Source organism: Bradyrhizobium sp. URHD0069 (genome assembly GCF_000701345.1).
Taxonomy (GTDB): domain Bacteria; phylum Pseudomonadota; class Alphaproteobacteria; order Rhizobiales; family Xanthobacteraceae; genus Bradyrhizobium.
Window position 1 is genome coordinate 18,248 of sequence record NZ_JNIJ01000044.1, and the last position, 18,844, is coordinate 37,091.

Sequence of the window (18,844 nt, forward strand, 5' to 3'; positions counted from 1 at the left end):
GCGAATGCCTCGCTGGAACATCGGCGATCAATTGACCTGCCGAATAGCCGCTCCTAAAACTCGCCATCAATTCGAGCCGTTCGCCGCGGAAACCACGGCATTCAGGGAGAGATTCAATGCGCGATGTATTTGTTTGCGACGCCGTGAGGACCCCGATCGGCCGCTTCGGCGGTTCGCTGGCCAAGGTCCGCGCCGACGATCTCGCGGCCGCCCCGATCAAGGCCCTGATGGCGCGCCACCCCAAGCTCGACTGGTCCGCCGTCGATGAGGTCTATCTCGGCTGCGCCAACCAGGCCGGCGAGGACAACCGCAATGTGGCGCGGATGGCGCTGCTGCTGGCGGGCCTGCCGGAATCGGTTCCCGGCGCAACCCTTAATCGTCTCTGCGCTTCGGGGCTGGATGCCGTTGGCGCCGCGGGTCGGGCGATTCGCGCCGGCGAGATCGATTTTGCGATCGCCGGCGGCGTCGAATCGATGACGCGGGCACCATTCGTGATGGGCAAGGCGCCGGAAGCGTTTTCGCGCTCCGCTGAGATTTTCGATACCACCATCGGCTGGCGCTTCATCAATCCGCTGATGAAGGCCCAATACGGTGTCGATGCGATGCCTGAAACCGGCGAGAACGTCGCAGAAGAATTCCAGGTGTCGCGCGCCGACCAGGATGCGTTCGCGATCCGCTCCCAGCAGCGCGCCGGGCAAGCGATTGCGTCGGGCTATTTCGCCGAGGAAATCACCCCGGTCTCGGTACCCGGCGGCAAGGCTGGTCCGGTCAGCGTCGACAAGGACGAACATCCGCGTCCCGAAACCACGCTCGAAGGCCTGACCAAGCTGAAGCCGATCGTACGCAATCCCGGCACGGTAACGGCCGGCAATGCCTCCGGCGTCAATGACGGTGCGGCGGCGATGATCCTGGCCTCCGAAGCCGCGGTGAAGGCGCACGGGCTGACGCCGCGGGCGAGGATCCTCGGGCTCGCCTCGGCCGGGGTGCCGCCGCGCATCATGGGCATCGGTCCGGTGCCGGCGACGCGCAAGCTGATGGAGCGGCTGGGCTTGAAAATCAGCGATTTCGATTTGATCGAGCTCAATGAAGCCTTCGCGTCGCAAGGGATAGCGTGCCTGCGCCAGCTCGGCGTCAAGGAAGACGCCGATTTCGTCAACCCCTATGGCGGCGCCATCGCGCTCGGTCATCCCTTAGGTATGAGCGGCGCCCGGCTGGCGATGACCGCGGTGCATGGCATGGAGAAACGCGGCGGCAAGCGCGCGCTGGCGACGATGTGCGTCGGCGTTGGGCAGGGAGTCGCGATGGCGATCGAGAAGCTGAATTAACGGCGACTGCTCTAGCCGTCATTGCGAGCCAACGGGTCGCGCGAATGCGCGCCCGATGACAGGCTCCGCGAAGCAATCACGGCGCGGGGAACTGGATTGCTTCGTCGCTGCGCTCCTCGCAATGACGAGGGATGTGCTGAGGATTTGACATGACACTCACCTATCCGATCGCGAGCAACGCCGCGCATCCGGCGCGGTTGTCGCCGGCTTACAAGAGCACGCTGAAGCGGGCGCCGCAAAAGCCGCTGATCGTCATCCGTCACACGCTGTCGGAATTGACCGGACCGGTCTACGGCCACGAGACGGTGCGCGAGAACGACAACGATCTCACTACCCAGCACAAAGGCGAGCCGCTCGGCGAGCGTATCATCGTGCACGGCCACGTGCTGGACGAAGACGGACGCGGCGTGCCGAATACGCTGCTCGAAATCTGGCAAGCCAATGCCTGCGGCCGCTATATCCACGTCCGCGACCAGCATCCGGCGCCGCTCGATCCGAATTTCACCGGCGCCGGCCGCGCGCAGTCCGATAGCGACGGCTATTACAGGTTCGTCACCGTCAAGCCCGGCGCCTATCCGTGGGGCAATCATCACAACGCCTGGCGGCCCGCCCACATTCATTTCTCGGTGTTCGGCCACTCCTTTATCTCGCGGCTGGTAACGCAGATGTATTTCCCGGGCGATCCCTTGTTCGAATTCGATCCGATCTTCAATTCGGTGCCGGATGAAAAGGCGCGGATGCGGATGGTTTCCTCGTTCGACCTGGAAAGCACCCAGCCGGAATGGGCGCTGTGCTACCGCTTCAACATTGTGCTGCGCGGGCGCAATGCCACGCCGATGGAGACCAAATAGTGCAGGAAATCACAAAGGGGATTACGCCATCGCAAACCGTCGGTCCGTTTTTCAAATACGGGCTGGCGCCGGACGGCAAATACGACTGGAACGACGCCTTCACCAACAACCTTGTCACCCCGGACACCTCGGGCGAGCGCATCAGGATTGAAGGGCGGGTGTTCGACGGTGACGGGCAGCCGGTTCCGGATTGCATGCTGGAGATATGGCAGGCCGATGCGCAGGGCCGCTTCAATGTTCCCAAGGATAAACGCGCGTTGCCGAATTCGGCGTTCAGAGGCTTTGGCCGCTGCGGCACCGATCCGAACGGCGATTATGCGTTCGACACCATCAAACCCGGCTCGGTGCCCGATCCCGACGGCAAGGTTCAGGCGCCGCATATTTTGCTCGCGATCTTCGCGCGCGGCATGCTGCTGCACAATTATACGCGGATCTATTTCGACGGCGAGGCTGATAACGCCACCGATCCCGTGCTGGCGCTGGTGCCCACTGAGCGCCGCGCCACGCTGATCGCCGCTCGTGAACCCGGCAACGGCAACGCCGTCTATCGCTTCGATATCCGCCTGCAGGGCGACAACGAGACGGTGTTTTTCGACGTTTAGCTTAAACTCTGGCGTCAGGGGATGATACGCTCCTTACGCAATCGGCTGAACAGGTCAAAGAAGCTGTCATCGGTCGCCTGGTAGTCGAGGAAGCCGAGCTTGCGGCTTTTGCTCATGTCGGTCACCACCTCGATCGGACGGCTCAAATCGGCGTCGGTGTGCCAGGCCGAGGTGATCGCGGTGAGGTCCTGCTGCGCCAGTCTGTGCTTGCGCACGATCTCGGCCCAGATCGGACCCGCTTCAGCCAGCTGGCCCTCTAGTGGAATGGCTTGGCCCGGATACGGCGCGGGTCGCAGTCCAAACCAATCGGCCAGCCGCGCCCACATCCAGCTCCAGCGGAACACATCGCCGTTCACGACATTGAAAGCCTGATTGCGCGCAGCCTCGGTCGTAGCGGCCCATTCCAGGTGACGGGCCAGCAACCGCGCATCCGTCATGTCGGTGAGCCCGTTCCATTGCGCGGCGGAGCCGGGAAACACAAACGGCTGTCCGGTCTCTCGGCAGATCGTCGCATAGACTGCAAGGGTAACCCCCATATTCATGGCGTTGCCAACGGCGTAGCCGATGATCGTGTGGGGACGGTGCACGCTCCAGCCGAAGCCATCACGCCGCGCCGCAGCGAACAATTCGTCTTCCTGAGCATAGTAGAAGTTTTCGACATCCAGCCGCGGCTGCTCTTCGCGAAATGGCGTCGCCGGCAGCGTGCCCTTGCCGTAGGCTTCGAACGGTCCGAGGTAATGCTTAAGTCCAGTTACAAGCCCGACGTGCCGGACGGAGCCGGAACGCGACAACGCCTCGAGCACATTGCGCACCATGGCGCGGTTGATCTTGATGTTTTCGGCTTCTGTCCTCTGCCGCAGCCATGCGCCGATAAAGACAGCGGCCGGTCGCAATCCCTGCAAGGCGTTATGAAGGGATGCGGAATCCAGCAGGTCCGCGGCTACCGGCATCACGCCATCAATATCGGAGGGCGGCCGCCGCGCCAGTCCGTGCACCTGCCAGCCTCGTTCGACAAGACGCCGCGCAAGGTTGTTGCCGACAATGCCGCTCACTCCAACCACCAGTGCTGAACCCGCCATGACCGGACCTTTTCCCGAAAATAATTGAAGGAGATATGTCACGTGGCCGCATCAACCAAGCGCAACCATGAATGATGGCGTCACTTGTCTGCGATTGCACCGGAGACGCGGATGGCCGGAACGTCTGCTTGAAGACGTGCTTTTTGCGCGCACATGTTGCGGCATCTCCATACGCGGATTTATTCAGACGGCGATGCCGCCAACGTCGGCGCGGCACGCTGATCGCGGTTTTCGAGGTGTGAAAGGGCGGTTCTTCCTTTAGTTCTCCCCGGTAGAGAACGGGAAGAGGCAAAGACCCGCCGCTACTCGATCACCGCATGTTCCGGGGCCAGAGACTGCTTGCGCAGCGCGGCCTTGGTGGAGCCGATCATGACGGCCAGCGGGATCGCGCAGAGCGTGAAGATCATCACCATCTGGTAATCCAGCGAGAAGGCGATGATTTCGGCCTGCAGTTGGACGATGGCGTCCATCATGGCGCGGCCCTTGTCGGTGGTCATGTCGATCATGCCACGCACGTCGGGCGTCTGCATCGCGTGGTTGAACGGATTAATGTGCTGCGACAACACCGCGTAGGTCCGCCGCGTTCCTTCGGTCAGCTGTGCGATGACCACGGAAATGCCGATCGAGGAGGCGACGTTGCGCATCAATGTCAGCATCGCGGTGCCGTCGGTGCGCAGATGGTTGGGCAGCGTCAGGAACGCCACCGTGCTCAGCGGCACGAACACCAGGCCGAACCCGAAGCCCTGCACGATGCTGATCACCACGATCTCGGCAACGCCGGTTTGATCGGTCCAGGCGGTCATGTAGAACAGCGACAGGCAGGTGATGCTCAACCCGCTGACGATCAGCGTGCGCGCCTCGATATAGCGCATCATCCGGCCGACCAGCATCATCGCGACGAACGTGCCGCAGCCGCGGCTCGCCAGCAACAGGCCCGCGGTGATGATCGGATAGCCGATCACGTTCTGCAAGTACGGCGACGACAGCGCCATGGTCGAGAACAGCACCAGGCCCATGACCGCCATGAACACGCAGCCTCCGACAAAATTCCTGTCCTTGAACAGCGCGAACTGGATGAACGGCTTTGAGGTCGTGAGCGAATGCGCGAAGAAATAGTAGAAGCCGATGATCGAGATGATGAACTCGGCGATGATTTCGTTCGATTCCATCCAGCCGAGCTGCTCGCCACGGTCGAGCGCAATTTGCAACGAGCCTATGCCGACCGCAAGTGCGGTGAACCCGAACCAGTCGAAGCGCAGGTTGAGATCCTTTTTGGTCTCGTCCATGAACACCAGCAGGCCGAGCACCGTGAAGATGCCGAACGGCAGGTTGACGAGGAACACCCAGTGCCAGGAATAGGTTTCGGTCAGCCAGGCGCCGAGCGATGGTCCCAGGATCGGGCCCATCATCACGCCCATTCCCCAGATCGCCATCGCCTTGGCGCGCTCGTGCAGCGCATAGGTGTCGAGCATCACCGCCTGCGACAACGGCACCAGCGCCGCGCCGAACATGCCCTGCAGCAAACGAAACAGCACCATCTGAGTGATGTCCTGCGCCAGCCCGCACAGCACCGAAGCGATCGTAAAGCCGCCGGAGCACAGGATGAAGATACGCTTGCGGCCGAAGCGGTTGGCGATCCACCCCACAGGTGCGGTCATGATCGCGGCGGCGACGATGTAGGAAGTCAGTACCCAGTTGATCTGATCCTGCGACGCCGACAGCGAGCCCTGCATATAGGGCAGCGCGACATTGGCGATGGTGGTGTCCAGCGCCTGCATGATGGTCGCGGTCATGGCGCAGATCGTCACCATGGTCCGGCGCAGGCCTGGAACCGCAATGGGTGCCGCCGCCGAGTCCGGCATGATGCGTCAGTCCTCTTTTGCCGCCCCCGCCGGCGAGAAGCCGAGCAGGCCAGCGAGCGAACGGCGATGGTTGGTGTCGATCGTGGCGTACACGCTCATGCCGGCCTTCAGCTTCTGCACATACTTGTCGTTCTTGTCGAAATAGATTCGCACCGGTACGCGCTGCACCACCTTGACGAAATTGCCGGTCGCATTCTGCGGCGGCAGAATCGCGAATTGCGCGCCGGTGCCGGGGCTGAGCGAGCCGACCGTGCCCTTGAAGACATGGTTGGGGAAGGCATCGACGTCGAGGGTGACGGACTGGCCGACCGCGACATAGGTGAAATCGGATTCTTTCGGATTGGCATCGACCCATGGGTTCGACACGTCGATGATGCTGAACACCGGCGCACCGGCCATCACGAAGCGGCCGAGCTGGATCTGATCGACCTGGGTGGCTACGCCGTTCATCGGCGCCCGCACCGTGCTCAAATCGAGGTTGCGCTGGGCGTCGTCGAGCGCGGCCTTGGCCTGCATGTAAGCCGGAAACTGTTCGAGGGGCAGCTCGGGATTGCCGAGCAGCTGATTGAGGGCGGTCGAGTTCTGCTGCTTGACCAGTTGCAACTGGGCTTGCGCGGTGACCAGCCCGGTGGCGCTGTTGTCGAGATCCAGCTGCGATCCGGCTGAACTCTTGACCAGCGAATTCTTGCGTTCGACGTCGCGCTGTTTGAGCGCAATGCCTGCGTTGACGAGTTCGATGGTCTGCGAATAGAGCTTCACATTGGCGATCAGGTTGTCGTGGCTGGTTTTGGCGTCGTCCAGCTTGGCGCGCGCCTGCGCCAAAGCCAGCCGAAATGGCACCGGATCAACCTGGAACATGATGTCGCCGGGCGAAACCTGCTGACCCTCCTTGACGGCGACGCTGATGATCTTGCCGGAGACGTCGGGCGTAATCAGAATTTTTTGCGCCCCGACATAGGCGTCGTCGGTGGTCACGTAGCGGCCGCCATGGAGATAGAAGGTTACCCCGCCGATCAGCGCCGCCAGCGGCAGCACCACGAGCAGCAGCGCGCGACGGTAACGCCGCATGCCGGCCATCAATCGGCGCCGCGGCTCCGCCGCAATTTTCGTCCGCGGCTTTGCCGACGGATTGCCCTTCTGGTCGGGTGGAAATTTCAGTACCGGATCAGCCATAGCGCTGTTCTTTCCTCGGCGGTTCCGCCGCCGTATTTTGAATGGCGTTGCGCACGTTTTCCTTGATCGTTTCCAGTTGGGCGAGCAGGCGATGGGCGTCGGCGGGATTGATCCCCTCGAGCGCTGTCGCCGTCAGTTCGGAGCGCAGCCCGCTGAGTTTGCCGAGCAACGGACGGGCGGCTTTGCGCAGATAGAGCCGGTTGACGCGGCGGTCGCTCTCGTCGCCGCGCCGTTCGATCCAGCCGTTCTGGCACAGGCGATCGATCAGCCGCGTCAAGGTGATCGGCTGCATCTCCATCAGTTCCGCCAGTTCGGATTGCTTCAGGCCTTCGCTGCGTTCCACCTTGGCCAGCACCGCCCATTGCGCACGGGTAATGCCGTAGCGGGCGGCCTGTTTGTCGGCATAGGCACGCACCAGCCGCTGCACTTCGCCAAGCGTAAACAGGAAATTCATATCCACGGAACCGCGGGACATCAGCGCCTTCTCCATAAGCGTGCCCTATTATAAGCTAGCTCATGATCTGGCAATGCGATGTTTAACGGAAGGCTGACCCGTCGGCAGCACATGGCTCGATGCGGGTGTGCCGCGGCAACCCGGGGGATTTCGGAATTCCCCGCAAGATGCTACACGATGCTGCGCTGCAAATTTTCAAGGCCGGGTCAGACCGATCCGATCAGCCGCGTTACATGATCCTCAGATGACGCTGACCAAGCCGACATTCCCCGCGCCCGATCACGATCACAAACGCTGTACTGCGGACGCGATCGATCATGCCGAACGGGTGTGCGAGCGGCGGTCGCAGAAATTCACGCCGATCCGCCGTCAGGTGTTGCAGGCGCTGTTGTCCAGCCATCGGCCGCTGGGCGCCTATGAAGTGCTTGAAGAACTCGCGAAATCGATGCCGCGACCGGCGCCGATCACGGTCTATCGCGCACTCGACTTCCTGATCGAGAACGGCCTCGTTCACCGCATCGAAAGCCGCAATGCGTTTCTGGCCTGCGCCTATGACCATGACGCGACGGGGATGGTGGCGTTTCTGATCTGCGAGCGCTGCGGCTCGGTCGGCGAAATTCCAGCCGTGCCGGTGGCGCAAAGTCTTAATGCGGCTGCGCGCGCCACCGGCTTTGCGCCAAAGCTATCCGTGGTCGAAATCACCGGCGTCTGCGCGCATTGCCAGAAATAACAACACGGCGATGAGCCGGACACGGGGTTCCATGGCTTCAGAACAATCGGTTATTCCCTCGGCCGAGCGTCCGCTCAGCCCGGGCGCCGTCGCGCTGATGCTCATGCTCTGCCTGAGCTGGGGCCTCACTCAGGTCGCGGTCAAGCTGGCGCTGCCGGACATTCCGCCGATGCTGCAGGCGACGACCCGCTCGGTCGGCGCGCTGCCGGTGCTGCTGTTGATCGCGCGGCTGCGCGGCGTGAAAATCTTTGCTGCCGACGGCACGCTTGGCGCCGGCCTGTTCGCAGGCGTGCTGTTCGGTTTCGAATTCGTGCTGATCTACGGCGGCCTGTTGTTGACGTCGGCGTCGCGCGCGGTGGTGTTTCTCTATACCGTGCCGTTCTTCGTGGCGCTCGGCTCCTACCAATTTCTCGGCGAGCGGCTGCGTGCGTCGCAATGGGGCGGGCTGGGCTTAAGCTTTGCCGGCGTCGCGCTGGCGATTGGCGTGCCCCAGGCCAATGTCGATGCCAATGTGCTGTTGGGCGACCTGATGGTCGTCGGCGGCGGCGCGCTGTGGGCGGCCACCACGCTTTTGGTCAAGGCGACCCCGCTGCGTTGGGCCCCGCCCGAAAAGGTTCTGGGTTACCAGGTGGCGGTGTCGATCCCGATACTCGGGGTTGCGGCGTGGCTTTCGGGTGAAACCCTGACCCGGGTTCCCGGGCCCTTAGCGCTGTCGCTGATGGTCTATCAGGCGGTTTGGGTGGTCGGATTGACGTTTTTGCTGTGGTTCACCCTGGTCAAGACCTATTCCGCCAGCAAATTGTCGGCCTTTACCTTTATCACCCCTTTGTTTGGCGGCGTGGCTAGCTATTTAATACTGCATGACACCCTGACGGTGGCATTCGGCGTCGCGGCACTATTGGTGATTGCGGGCCTTTACCTCGTAAATCGCCCCAGTCCGGTGGACGCGGTTCCCATTGATCCATTGCTGAATGTCACCAAAACCTGATATCCGAGACCTCATGAACAAGCTCGAAAAGCCGTTGCCAAACGACGTCGCCGGCCCCAAGGCCCGGCATGGAACCACAGAGGTCATGGTCGGCAATGTCGCCGTCGGCGGGGGTGCGCCGATCGTCGTGCAGTCGATGACCAATACCGACACCGCCGACGTCGCCGGCACGGTGGCGCAGATCGCAGCGCTGTCGCGCGCCGGTTCGGAACTGGTGCGGATTACGGTCGACCGCGACGAAGCCGCCGCCGCGGTGCCGCATATCCGCGATGCCCTGCGCAAGCGCGGCATCACCACGCCGTTGATCGGCGATTTCCATTACATCGGCCATAAGCTTTTGGCGGAGCATCCGGCCTGTGCCGAGGCGCTCGATAAATACCGCATCAATCCCGGCAATGTCGGCTTCAAGAACAAGCGCGACAGCCAGTTCACCGACATCGTCGAGATCGCGATTCGGAACAACAAGCCGGTGCGCATCGGCGCCAACTGGGGTTCGCTCGATCAGGAGCTGCTCACCAAGCTGATGGAAGATAACGCCAAGTCTCCCGAGCCGCTCGATGCGCGTGCGGTGACGCGCGAGGCGATGGTGCAGTCGGCGCTGCTGTCAGCCGCGCGCGCCGAAGAGATCGGGCTGGCAAAGAACCGGATGATCCTGTCGGCCAAAGTGTCGGCGGTGCAGGACCTGATCGCGGTCTACAGGGAACTCGCGGCGCGGTCGGATTATGCGATCCATCTCGGCCTCACCGAGGCCGGCATGGGATCGAAGGGCATCGTGGCGTCATCGGCCGCGCTCGGCATTCTCCTGCAGGACGGTATCGGCGACACCATCCGGATTTCGCTGACGCCCGAGCCCGGCGGCGATCGCACGCTCGAGGTGCAGGTCGCGCAGGAACTGCTGCAGACCATGGGCTTCCGCACCTTCGTGCCGCTGGTCGCGGCATGCCCGGGCTGCGGCCGCACCACCTCGACCACATTCCAGGAACTGGCGCGCAGCATCCAGGATTTCATCCGCGACGAGATGCCGGCCTGGAAGACGCAATATCCCGGTGTGGAGGCGCTGAACGTTGCGGTGATGGGCTGCATCGTCAACGGCCCCGGCGAATCCAAGCATGCCAATATCGGCATCTCGCTGCCCGGCACCGGCGAAGCGCCGGCCGCTCCGGTGTTCGTCGACGGCAAGAAATTCCGCACCCTGCGCGGCCCAACGATCGCCGCCGACTTCAAGGCGCTGGTGATCGACTATATCGACCAGCGCTACGGCACCGGCGCTAAGCCCACGGCGGCGGAGTAGGGGAACGCGGGCGTCCCCCTCCCACGTCGTCCCGGCCAAGCCAACGGGTCCGGCCTTCGGCCGGCCCGATGACAGGCTCCGCGCGAGCCGGGACCAAGTCACCGAGTTTTATTGTTTTATAAGACGGTCGCGGGGTTTGCCGGACGGCCATGCAGGCGTTTTCTCACAGCGGCGCGCTGCGATGTTCGCGGTTGGCGAGGCTTGCTTCCTCGAGATCGAGATCGCGTTCGATCCGCCGCCTGGTCTCGTCGGTGATCTTGCCGTTGCGCAGCAGGACGTGGATGTATTTGCGCTCCGCCGATATCAATTCCCGCGTCAGCGCTATCCCGGTCGCCGAAACGTCGTGCGCATCGGGATCGAGCGAATCAGGCAGCTGATTGATGCGGATCTCATGCCGCGCGCGTAACAGCTTCACCACCTCATCCGACAATTCGCGGTCATCGGTTATGGCGTCGAGCGACTTAAGTGCGACGCCGAGCGCCTCGCGCCGCGCCGCGATCTCAGCCTCGTGCTCCGCCCGATGCTCGTCGCGACCGGCTTGCGCGACGCCGAGCCACCGGACCACCAGCGGCAACCCAAGCCCAAGCCCCACCAGCGTGATGAAAATGACGCCGAAAGAGACGAACAGGATCAGGTCGCGGTAGGGAAAGCCCTCGCCGCTCGGAAGCGCGAATGGCAGTGCCAGCGCCGCGGCCAGCGATACCGCGCCGCGCACGCCGGTGAAGGCGACCACGAACGTCCATTGCCATGGTGGCGACCGGTCACGTTCGCGCAGGCGCTTGCTCAATACGCGCGGCAGGTATACGGCGGGATAAACCCAGGCGAACCGGGCGACGATGACCATCACCGCCACCAGCGCGGTTGCCGACAGAATGTCGTCCAGCGGGAACGCTTTCGATTTCTCGAACAGCGATCGCATCTGGAATCCGGTCAGCAGGAACAGCAGGCCCTCGATCAGATAGATCACGAGGTCCCAAAAGAAGATGCCCTGCAGGCGCGTCGCGGAAGAGATCAATAGCGGTCCGTTCCAGCTCATATAGAGCCCGCAGGTGACGGTCGCGATCACGCCAGAGCCGCCGACATGCTCAGGCACCCAGAAGGCGATATAGGGCGTGATCAGCGACAGCGTGATCTCGATCTGCGGGTCGCGCGCCCGGTGGCGCATCCGCAGGATCAGCCAGCCCACGGCCGCGCCGAACAGTACCTCGCCGGCAACGATGAGGACGAACGTCCCGGCCGCTTGCGGCAGTGAAAACATGCCGGTTGAAATCGCCGCCACCGCGAAGCGATAGAGGATCAGCGCGGTGGCGTCGTTCGCCAAGCCCTCGCCCTCGAGCACGACCAGGATGCGGCGCGGCAGCCCGAGCTTGCGCGCGATCGCCAGCGGCGCCACCACGTCCGGCGGCGCGACAATGGCGCCGAGCAGGAAGCCGACGTTCCACGGCAGTCCGATCAGATAATGCGTCGCGGCGGCGACCGCGAACGCTGTAAAAATCACGGAGCCGACCGACAACAGGATGATGGGGCGCAGGTAAAGTTTGAATTCGCGCCAGCTCATCGCGACGCTCGCCGAATAGATCAGCGGCGGCAAGACCATCAGCAGCACCAGTTCCGGCGGTAACTCCAGCGACGGTATCCCCGGCACGAAGGCCAGCAGGATACCGCTCAGCAGCAGCAGGATTGCGGGCGCGATGTTGGTCCGCCGCGCCAGCAGCGCGGTACCCGCCAGCACCGCCAGCAGAATCAAAAATATCTGGAATTTGGCTTCCACGCTGTCCACGCTGTCCGATTCCTGTGTCGGGTCAATTTGCCCAGACCTGCGGCTTCGTCAATGCCGCGGAATCGGTGTGGCTCTTCCCTACAAATGGCTCAAGCGCTTCAAGCGACGTGGAGACCGGTTCGCGTCGACAAACGCGGCAAATCAAAAATCCAGAGCCCCCGTTTCGATTCGATCGAAACGGAAAAGGCGCTAGTCCCTCAAATCGTAGCGGTAAGATTTGGAGACGATCTGCCACCCGTCGGCGAGCTTCATCGCCACCAGATAGTCGGTGAAGTAGCGCGGCGGCAATTGGCAGCGCACCTTGATGAACGCGGTGGCATCGTCGGAGCGGTCGATGGTCACGATGAAATCCTCGCGCGGCTTGCCCTCGGCCTTGGCGGACGGTCGCTTTCTCACGCGATCCAGCCAATCGGGCACGGTGAGGACTTGCAGCTCGCCCCTTTCCAGCCAGCGCAGATCGGCGGAAGGATGGAACATGGCGCCGAGCTTGTCGGCATCGCCTTCGTACAGACCGTCGAAGTAGTTGTTGACCACGGCCTCGACGGTGGATCGGTCATGACTCACGGTTGATGCTCCCTGCTGGCTAAGATTCATCCGGCTCGAATTAAGCCATGAACTGATGAATAGCGCCACCGGGCTTCCATCAGGCGGGCAAGGAGGCATTTGGGACAAATCTGAGAGAGGCGAGCGTTAGGGGGCCGGACAGTGCTTGTGTGGCGCGGTTCAATATGCGGTGGCGGACGAATTCCTTTTCGCACGCGCCCCAAGCCCCTCTTATCGAGCCTCCTGAATTGAGGCCGCGGACCACTTCGCGGTCCGTGATCTGGCTCACAAGGCTTGGCGAAGGCTTCTGATAGACAGGGTCTCGTGCTACGAAGCCATAGGTCGGGGGGAATGTCGTGATGAAATCGCCTGGATTTGTAAAAAAATTGCATCGATTTTTCCTCGTTGCCGCGCTGTTGCTGGTATGCCAGCCGGCCTGGGCCGAAAAGCGCGTCGCCCTGGTGCTCAGCAACTCCGCCTATCAAAACGTGGCCCGGCTTCCCAATCCCGTTAATGACGGCACGGTGATCGCGGCAACGCTCAAGAAAGCCGGCTTCGACGTCGTCGATTCACGCCAGGACCTTCCGGCGGCCGAGACGCGCCGCGCCCTGCGCGACTTTGCCGACCGCGCGCGCGATGCCGACATCGCCCTGGTCTATTACGCCGGCCACGGCATCGAGGTGGACGGTACGAACTACCTGATCCCGATAGACGCCAGACTGGAACGCGACACCGACGTCTATGACGAGGCATTTTCGCTGGACCGCGTGCTGCTGGCGATCGAGCCGGCGAAGCACTTGCGGCTGGTGATCCTCGATGCCTGCCGGGACAATCCGTTTGCCAAGAGCATGAAACGGACCGTCGCATCGCGCGCGATCGGGCAGGGCCTCGCCAAGGTCGAGCCGACCAGTCCGAACATGCTGATCGCCTATTCCGCCAAGGCCGGCTCGACGGCGCTGGATGGCGACAGCAAGAACAGCCCGTTCACGATCGCGCTCGCGAAGCATTTGACGACGCCAGGGCTCGATGTACGCCGGGCGTTCGGCTTCGTACGCGACGAGGTGCTGAAAAACACCAGCAACCGGCAGGAGCCCTTTGTCTATGGTTCGCTCGGCGGTGAGGACGTGCCGTTGGTGCCTGCGGCGTCTGTGCCGTCCGCGCCGGCGTCCAATGCCCAGGCTGAAGCCCGTCGGGACTACGAACTGGCACTGCAGATCGGCCACAAGGATGCCATGAATGCCTTCCTCGCGCAGTATCCGGATGGCTTTTACGCAAACCTGGCCCGGATTCAGCTCGCCAAGATCGCCGCAGAGGAGACGCGCGTCGCGGCGACCGAAAAGGCGCGGCTGGCCGAACAGGAGCGCGCACGGCTAGCTGCCGAGGGCGCACAAAAGCCGCAGCAATTGAAGGCCGAGGCGGACGTGAAAGCGACGGAGCAGGCCCGTATCGCCGCCGAAAAAGCCAAGCAGGTCGTGCAGGAGCAAGCCGCCGAGGCCGAACGGAAGCGCGTGGCAACCGAGGCGTCCGCAACCGACAAAGCTGCCGAGACCAAGGTCGCCGATAATTCGCCCGCAAGCAGGGCTGCCGCGGGCGCATCGGCGCCTGAGAAGGCCCAAGGTGAGAAAGGGACGAACCTTGCCGCCCTGAGCGCCGGGCCGCCGCCGGTCGATATCGCAAAATCGGTGCAGACCGAGCTGCGCCGCGTCGGCTGTCTGACCAATGCGGCCGATGGTCAATGGGACGCAGCGTCGCGACGCTCGCTGGCGCTGTTCAACCGGCACGCCGGGACCAAACTCGACGTCAAGCTTGCCAGCATCGACGCGCTTGACACGATCAAGCTCAAGCCGTCGCGGGTCTGTCCGCTGACCTGCGAGCACGGCTTCAAAGTCGACGGCGAGCGCTGCAGCAGAATCGTGTGCGCGGAAGGATTGGTCCTCAACGGCGACAATGAATGCGAGAAGCGGCGCGCAAAAACGCCGACCGCAAAGCGTGATCGGGGAGAGCGTCCGGTTCGTGAGCGGCCCAAGTTCGACGCTAGCGTGGCCAGGCCGCAGGCATCGGGCCAGATCGTGTGCGACCGCGGCGGCTGCCGCCCAATCGCCCGGGGATGTCGTCTTGAGTTCAGAACGACCGCGCAGGGCGGGCCCTATGAGGGCGGCGGCGGTAACGTGCAGATCTGCAATTGAGCGGAGGCCGCTGAGCCGGTCCTCGCGGTCATTGCGAGCCAACGGGTCGCGCGAATGCGCCCGACGACAGGCTCCGCGAAGCAATCCAGGAGGCGCGAAACAAGAACGGGATTGCTTCGTCGCTTACGCTCCTCGCAGTGACCAGCTCTTTGAAGGGTTGGAGTTTGGTTAAATCGCGCCTGCGGCGATATTGACCATCAAGGCGAGCAGCGCGGTATTGAACACAAAGGATATGATGCCGTGCGCAGTGGCGGTGCGGCGGATGGTCTTATCCGTGATGCCGACGTCGGAGACCTGCGCGGTCATGCCGATCACGAACGAGAAATACACAAAGTCCCAATAGTCGGGATTCTCGTTCGCGTCGCCGCGGGGAAACTGCAAGCCCCCCGCTTTGGCGCCGCGGTAATAATCATGAGCGTAATGCAGCGCGAAGGTGGTGTGGACCGCGGCCCACGACAGCGCGATCGTCACGGTCGCCAGCGTCATTTGCGGCACGCTGCGCCGCGATGCGCCGAGTTCGAACACGATCGCGGCGATGCTGGCAAAGGCGCCAAGCGCAGTCACCAGCAAAATCAGAAAGCGGCCATCGTCCTGCAGCACCGCGTTACGCCGGATATGTGCAAGCCGCTGCGAAACATCATGACGTATGCGAGGGCCAAATACAGCGTAACGAAAATGTCCCAGCTGATCAAAAGGCGCGTTGCTAGCCGCAGCGAGCCGGGCAGCAGGAAAAACGCGAGGATGCCGATCACGATCGAGAAAAACGTGCGCGGTCGCGCATAGACCAAGCGGACCGGCCTCGACATCTTCCGGAAGCGAAGCAGAACGGGATCGTCGGCTTCCTTGCCCGTCATCGGCCTTCTTCAACTGTTGCGTTCGGAGACAAATCTCGCGGCGGCGCGCAGCACGTCGCCCTTGGCGCCGAAGATCGAGAGCGCCGAATCGGCGCGCGCCAGCAGATCGCGCACGCGCTGCTTGGCGCCATCGATCCCGAGCTGGGTGACAAATGTGGTCTTACCCAAGGCCGCGTCCTGGCCAGTCTGCTTGCCAAGTGCGGCGGCGTCGCCCTCGACGTCGAGCAGATCGTCGGCGATCTGGAAGGCTTCGCCGAGCGCGCGGCCGTAGTCGTCGAGCGCCTGATATTGCTTTTGCGAGGACTGGCCGAGAATCGCGCCGGCAATGCAGCCATAGCGCAACAACGCGCCGGTCTTCATCTGCTGCAGCCGCGCGACGTCGACCGGCTCGCGGTCGCCGAACCGGCCCTCGCCGGCGAGATCAAGCATCTGGCCGCCAGCCATGCCGCCGACCCCTGAGGCCCGCGCCAGCGCGCGCGTCAGCAGAAGGCGCACGTTGGCGTCGCTGTGAATTTCATCGTGGGTGATGATGTCGAAGGCAAGCGTCAGCAAGGCGTCGCCGGCGAGGATCGCGGTGGCATCGTCATAGACCTTGTGAAGCGTTGGCCGGCCGCGGCGCAAATCGCTGTTGTCCATCGCCGGCAGATCGTCATGGATCAGCGAATAGCAGTGGATGCATTCGAGCGCGGCGCCGGCCAGCAGAGCGGCCTCGCGTGGGACGCCGAACACCGCCGAGCTCTCGACCACGAGAAACGGTCGCAGTCGTTTGCCCCCATCGAGGCTCGAATAGCGCATCGCCTCGATCAGCCGTTTCGGCCGCGCGATCTCGTCGGGCAATAGCGCGTCCGACAAAAGCTTGCCAAGGAGGGCTTCGGTGTCCTCCGCGGTCTGGTCCAGTCGTTTCGCAAAAGCGGATATAGCAGTGCCGGTCGTCATCAAAAACAGCTCCAGATCGAGTCGGCCGGACAATCGTTGATGGCACCGGCTTCGTCAATTCCGGCCCCTCGGTTCGCAGCGCCTTAAAAGCGCTGGAAAAACCGGGAAATATCAGAGACATATCATTCGAAGCGACCAATTTGCCCGCCCCGCGCCTGCTGACTTGAACCAGAAACGTAGAATTTGCGCGTTGCCCGAAATCTATTGCTGACTTTGCTGGTCCTGCTGTTGCTGCCGTATCTGCTGGCGCCGCTGTATCGCGCCGGTCATCCGGTCTCGACGCTGATGGCCTGGCGCTGGCTGACCGGCGCGCCGGTATCGCGGCAGTGGATCGATTTCAGCGCGATCTCGCCTTCGCTGCCACGTTCGGTGGTCGCGTCCGAGGATGCGAAATTTTGCAGCCATCGCGGCATCGACTGGGACGCGCTGCGCGAGGTGATCGACGACGCGGAGGAAGGCGAGGTGATGCGCGGCGGCTCGACCATTACCCAGCAGGTGGCGAAAAACCTGTTCCTGTGGCAGGGCCGCAGCGTCGTGCGCAAGGCGCTGGAGTTTCCGCTCGCACTGTGGATCGACCTCGTGCTGCCGAAGCAGCGGATCCTGGAAATCTACCTCAACATCGCCGAGCTCGGCCCCTCCGGCCAGTTCGGCGCGCAAGCCGGCGCGATGTATGCTTTCGGCCATCCGGCATCGGCCCTCGCGCCGCGCGAAGCGGCGCTATTGGCGGCGATCCTGCCCAATCCGGTCAGGCGCAGCGCCCGCAATCCCGGCCCCGGCGTGCGGCGATTGGCCGGGACTTACATGGCGCGGGCCAATGCAGCGGCCCTCCAGCGCTGCTGGAGCGAGAACCGTGCTTTTTGAGCGAGGGCTGAGAGGGCTCGCGGTGAAATCAGAGCGAGGTCATTTTTTACTGGCCGGCGTCACGTTCTTGCCCCCGAACACATCAGCCTCGAATGTTTGGGGATCAACAGTCCCAAACCGCGACCAATCCATGCCGGGCTCGGCTCCATAAAGCTGGGTCCATGCCGCACTCTTGTCCATCGTTGCGGTCTCAAGTGGCCGAATTTCAAAATGGAAGATGCCTTTGCTACCGACTTCGCCGATGTTGTCTCCCTTTCTCACTTGCAGTCCGACCGAAATTGCCTTGCCGGTTTTGCCTGTCAGCCGGCCGAGATGCGTGTAGCGGGTGAATGCCGTGCGTCCGTTTGGAAAGGTGTGCTTGACCACGACGTATCGTCCGCACTGTCCTGCGGTGGGGATGTTCACGATCGCCTGCTCGTTTTCTTCCACCTTCACCACGATCCCATCTTCCATCACTGAAAGGGGGGTTCCGGCCGGGGCACTATAGTCGCCTCCTGAATGGGAATCCTTTCCGCACCCGCAATCCTGTCTGGCTTGCTGCTTCGTTTGCGGGCGGGTGAACTCGTTCACGATCATTCCTGGACCTTCCTGGCCGAAATAGATCAGGGTTGCATACAGCGTCAGCTTTCCATCTTGCGGCACCTCTTTCTCAAGGCTCTCCGTGAGAACGTCCTGGATGAACACCGACAGGACTTTGCCCTTCGCCGACCTGACCTTGATGCAACGGGATATCGGTATGCTCTGTACTTGCGACTGTTCGATTCCGGATGTCTGCATCGCCCATTTCAGGAAGTCGGTTTTGCAAGGCGCCGCCCGGGAGGCCAACGTCACGTCGAACCGGTACGCTCGCGCCGGGAAGACATCGACACCCCGTCCCACCGGAGGTTTTCTGGCGGAAATGACGTCTAGGTCTGCCGGCTGGTATCGCGCTGGGTCGAACGCCGCGGCGCCTTCCACGAGCAGAAGCAAGGAGATACTTGTGAGCCGTAAAATGCGGCCACGGCGGAATATTGCCAAAATGACCCCCGTAAACCCCGATTACGCAACCTTCATCTCCCTCTGAGCGCTAAGCACCCGCATCAAACCCGCTGAGATTGTCGTAGCAGTTGATCACGGTTTGTTCTATAGGGCTTTTCCCGGAATTCGACCGATCGTCGAGATCGGGCGGCCTCTCTGCCCGGCTTGCGAGCCCGGCCATCGGGAGGTTTTCGTGCAATTTCCCCGCGTGGCTGGCCTAGCTTTACGCCATGCCATCCTCTATAAGCGCGGCCTTATCGGCATTTCAGCTCGCGCCAAAACGCTTCAGCCGTCCGCCACGGACGATGCCTC

General features: G+C 62.7%; 16 protein-coding genes and 1 pseudogene. 8 read left to right on the top strand and 9 right to left on the bottom strand.

The window, feature by feature from the left end; all coding sequences use genetic code 11:
• The first annotated feature begins 116 nt into the window (after positions 1–116).
• The 3 genes from pcaF to pcaG all read left to right on the top strand — a co-directional run bounded on the left by pcaF (position 117) and on the right by pcaG (position 2,778).
• On the top strand, positions 117–1,325 hold the full coding sequence (gene pcaF, locus N554_RS0124150; RefSeq protein WP_029585845.1) for a 3-oxoadipyl-CoA thiolase: 1,209 nt from the start codon (positions 117–119) through the stop codon (positions 1,323–1,325).
• Between the two features lie 149 nt (positions 1,326–1,474).
• A complete protein-coding gene (gene pcaH / locus N554_RS0124155) occupies positions 1,475–2,176 on the top strand; it encodes a protocatechuate 3,4-dioxygenase subunit beta (RefSeq protein ID WP_029585846.1) in 702 nt (233 codons plus the stop codon).
• Positions 2,176–2,778, top strand: coding sequence for a protocatechuate 3,4-dioxygenase subunit alpha (gene pcaG, locus N554_RS0124160; protein ID WP_029585847.1), 603 nt, complete (start codon positions 2,176–2,178; stop codon positions 2,776–2,778). Before pcaH ends, pcaG begins: the two co-directional genes overlap by 1 nt.
• A 14-nt stretch (positions 2,779–2,792) precedes the next feature.
• Here pcaG and N554_RS0124165 read toward each other — a convergent pair whose 3' ends face one another.
• From N554_RS0124165 to N554_RS0124180, 4 genes are all read right to left on the bottom strand, one after another.
• Positions 2,793–3,857: an SDR family oxidoreductase gene (locus tag N554_RS0124165; RefSeq protein WP_029585848.1), complete on the bottom strand. Its 1,065-nt coding sequence runs from the start codon at positions 3,855–3,857 to the stop codon at positions 2,793–2,795.
• A 302-nt stretch (positions 3,858–4,159) separates the two neighbouring features.
• The gene (locus N554_RS0124170) at positions 4,160–5,719 is read right to left on the bottom strand and encodes an MDR family MFS transporter (RefSeq protein WP_029585849.1); all 1,560 of its coding nucleotides are present in this window, start codon (positions 5,717–5,719) and stop codon (positions 4,160–4,162) included.
• 6 nt (positions 5,720–5,725) lie between these two features.
• The gene (locus tag N554_RS0124175; RefSeq protein ID WP_029585850.1) at positions 5,726–6,892 is read right to left on the bottom strand and encodes an HlyD family secretion protein; all 1,167 of its coding nucleotides are present in this window, start codon (positions 6,890–6,892) and stop codon (positions 5,726–5,728) included.
• A complete protein-coding gene (locus tag N554_RS0124180) occupies positions 6,885–7,367 on the bottom strand; it encodes a MarR family winged helix-turn-helix transcriptional regulator (RefSeq protein ID WP_029585851.1) in 483 nt (160 codons plus the stop codon). Before N554_RS0124180 ends, N554_RS0124175 begins: the two co-directional genes overlap by 8 nt.
• Before the next feature lie 223 nt (positions 7,368–7,590).
• On the opposite strand from N554_RS0124180, the gene N554_RS0124185 reads away from it, so the two are divergent.
• Genes N554_RS0124185 through ispG form a run of 3 tightly spaced genes read left to right on the top strand, consistent with a single transcriptional unit; the run spans position 7,591 to position 10,355 of the window.
• On the top strand, positions 7,591–8,076 hold the full coding sequence (locus tag N554_RS0124185; RefSeq protein ID WP_029585852.1) for a Fur family transcriptional regulator: 486 nt from the start codon (positions 7,591–7,593) through the stop codon (positions 8,074–8,076).
• Positions 8,077–8,107: 31 nt separating this feature from the next.
• On the top strand, positions 8,108–9,064 hold the full coding sequence (locus tag N554_RS0124190; protein ID WP_029585853.1) for a DMT family transporter: 957 nt from the start codon (positions 8,108–8,110) through the stop codon (positions 9,062–9,064).
• 13 nt (positions 9,065–9,077) lie between these two features.
• A complete protein-coding gene (gene ispG, locus N554_RS0124195; RefSeq protein ID WP_029585854.1) occupies positions 9,078–10,355 on the top strand; it encodes a flavodoxin-dependent (E)-4-hydroxy-3-methylbut-2-enyl-diphosphate synthase in 1,278 nt (425 codons plus the stop codon).
• Between the two features lie 163 nt (positions 10,356–10,518).
• On the opposite strand, the gene N554_RS0124200 is transcribed toward ispG, so the two are convergent.
• Together N554_RS0124200 and N554_RS0124205 are read right to left on the bottom strand one after the other, a co-directional pair.
• Complete coding sequence (locus N554_RS0124200; RefSeq protein WP_029585855.1) at positions 10,519–12,126, bottom strand: Na+/H+ antiporter; 1,608 nt, start codon at positions 12,124–12,126, stop codon at positions 10,519–10,521.
• A gap of 198 nt (positions 12,127–12,324) precedes the next feature.
• A complete protein-coding gene (locus N554_RS0124205) occupies positions 12,325–12,699 on the bottom strand; it encodes a nuclear transport factor 2 family protein (protein WP_029585856.1) in 375 nt (124 codons plus the stop codon).
• A gap of 338 nt (positions 12,700–13,037) precedes the next feature.
• On the opposite strand from N554_RS0124205, the gene N554_RS0124210 reads away from it, so the two are divergent.
• Entirely contained in the window at positions 13,038–14,864 is a 1,827-nt protein-coding gene (locus tag N554_RS0124210) for a caspase family protein (RefSeq protein WP_029585857.1), read from the top strand.
• Between the two features lie 168 nt (positions 14,865–15,032).
• Here N554_RS0124210 and N554_RS36345 read toward each other — a convergent pair.
• A pseudogene (locus N554_RS36345) lies at positions 15,033–15,718 on the bottom strand (DUF1345 domain-containing protein).
• A gap of 9 nt (positions 15,719–15,727) precedes the next feature.
• Positions 15,728–16,654, bottom strand: coding sequence for a polyprenyl synthetase family protein (locus N554_RS0124220; RefSeq protein ID WP_029585858.1), 927 nt, complete (start codon positions 16,652–16,654; stop codon positions 15,728–15,730).
• A gap of 183 nt (positions 16,655–16,837) precedes the next feature.
• Here N554_RS0124220 and mtgA point away from each other — a divergent pair, with 183 nt between their 5' ends.
• Positions 16,838–17,515 (top strand): monofunctional biosynthetic peptidoglycan transglycosylase, encoded by a 678-nt coding sequence (gene mtgA, locus N554_RS0124225; RefSeq protein ID WP_029585859.1) that lies wholly within the window; start codon positions 16,838–16,840, stop codon positions 17,513–17,515.
• 39 nt (positions 17,516–17,554) lie between these two features.
• On the opposite strand, the gene N554_RS0124230 is transcribed toward mtgA, so the two are convergent.
• Positions 17,555–18,484, bottom strand: coding sequence for a M23 family metallopeptidase (locus N554_RS0124230; RefSeq protein ID WP_051677673.1), 930 nt, complete (start codon positions 18,482–18,484; stop codon positions 17,555–17,557).
• Positions 18,485–18,844: the final 360 nt, after the last annotated feature.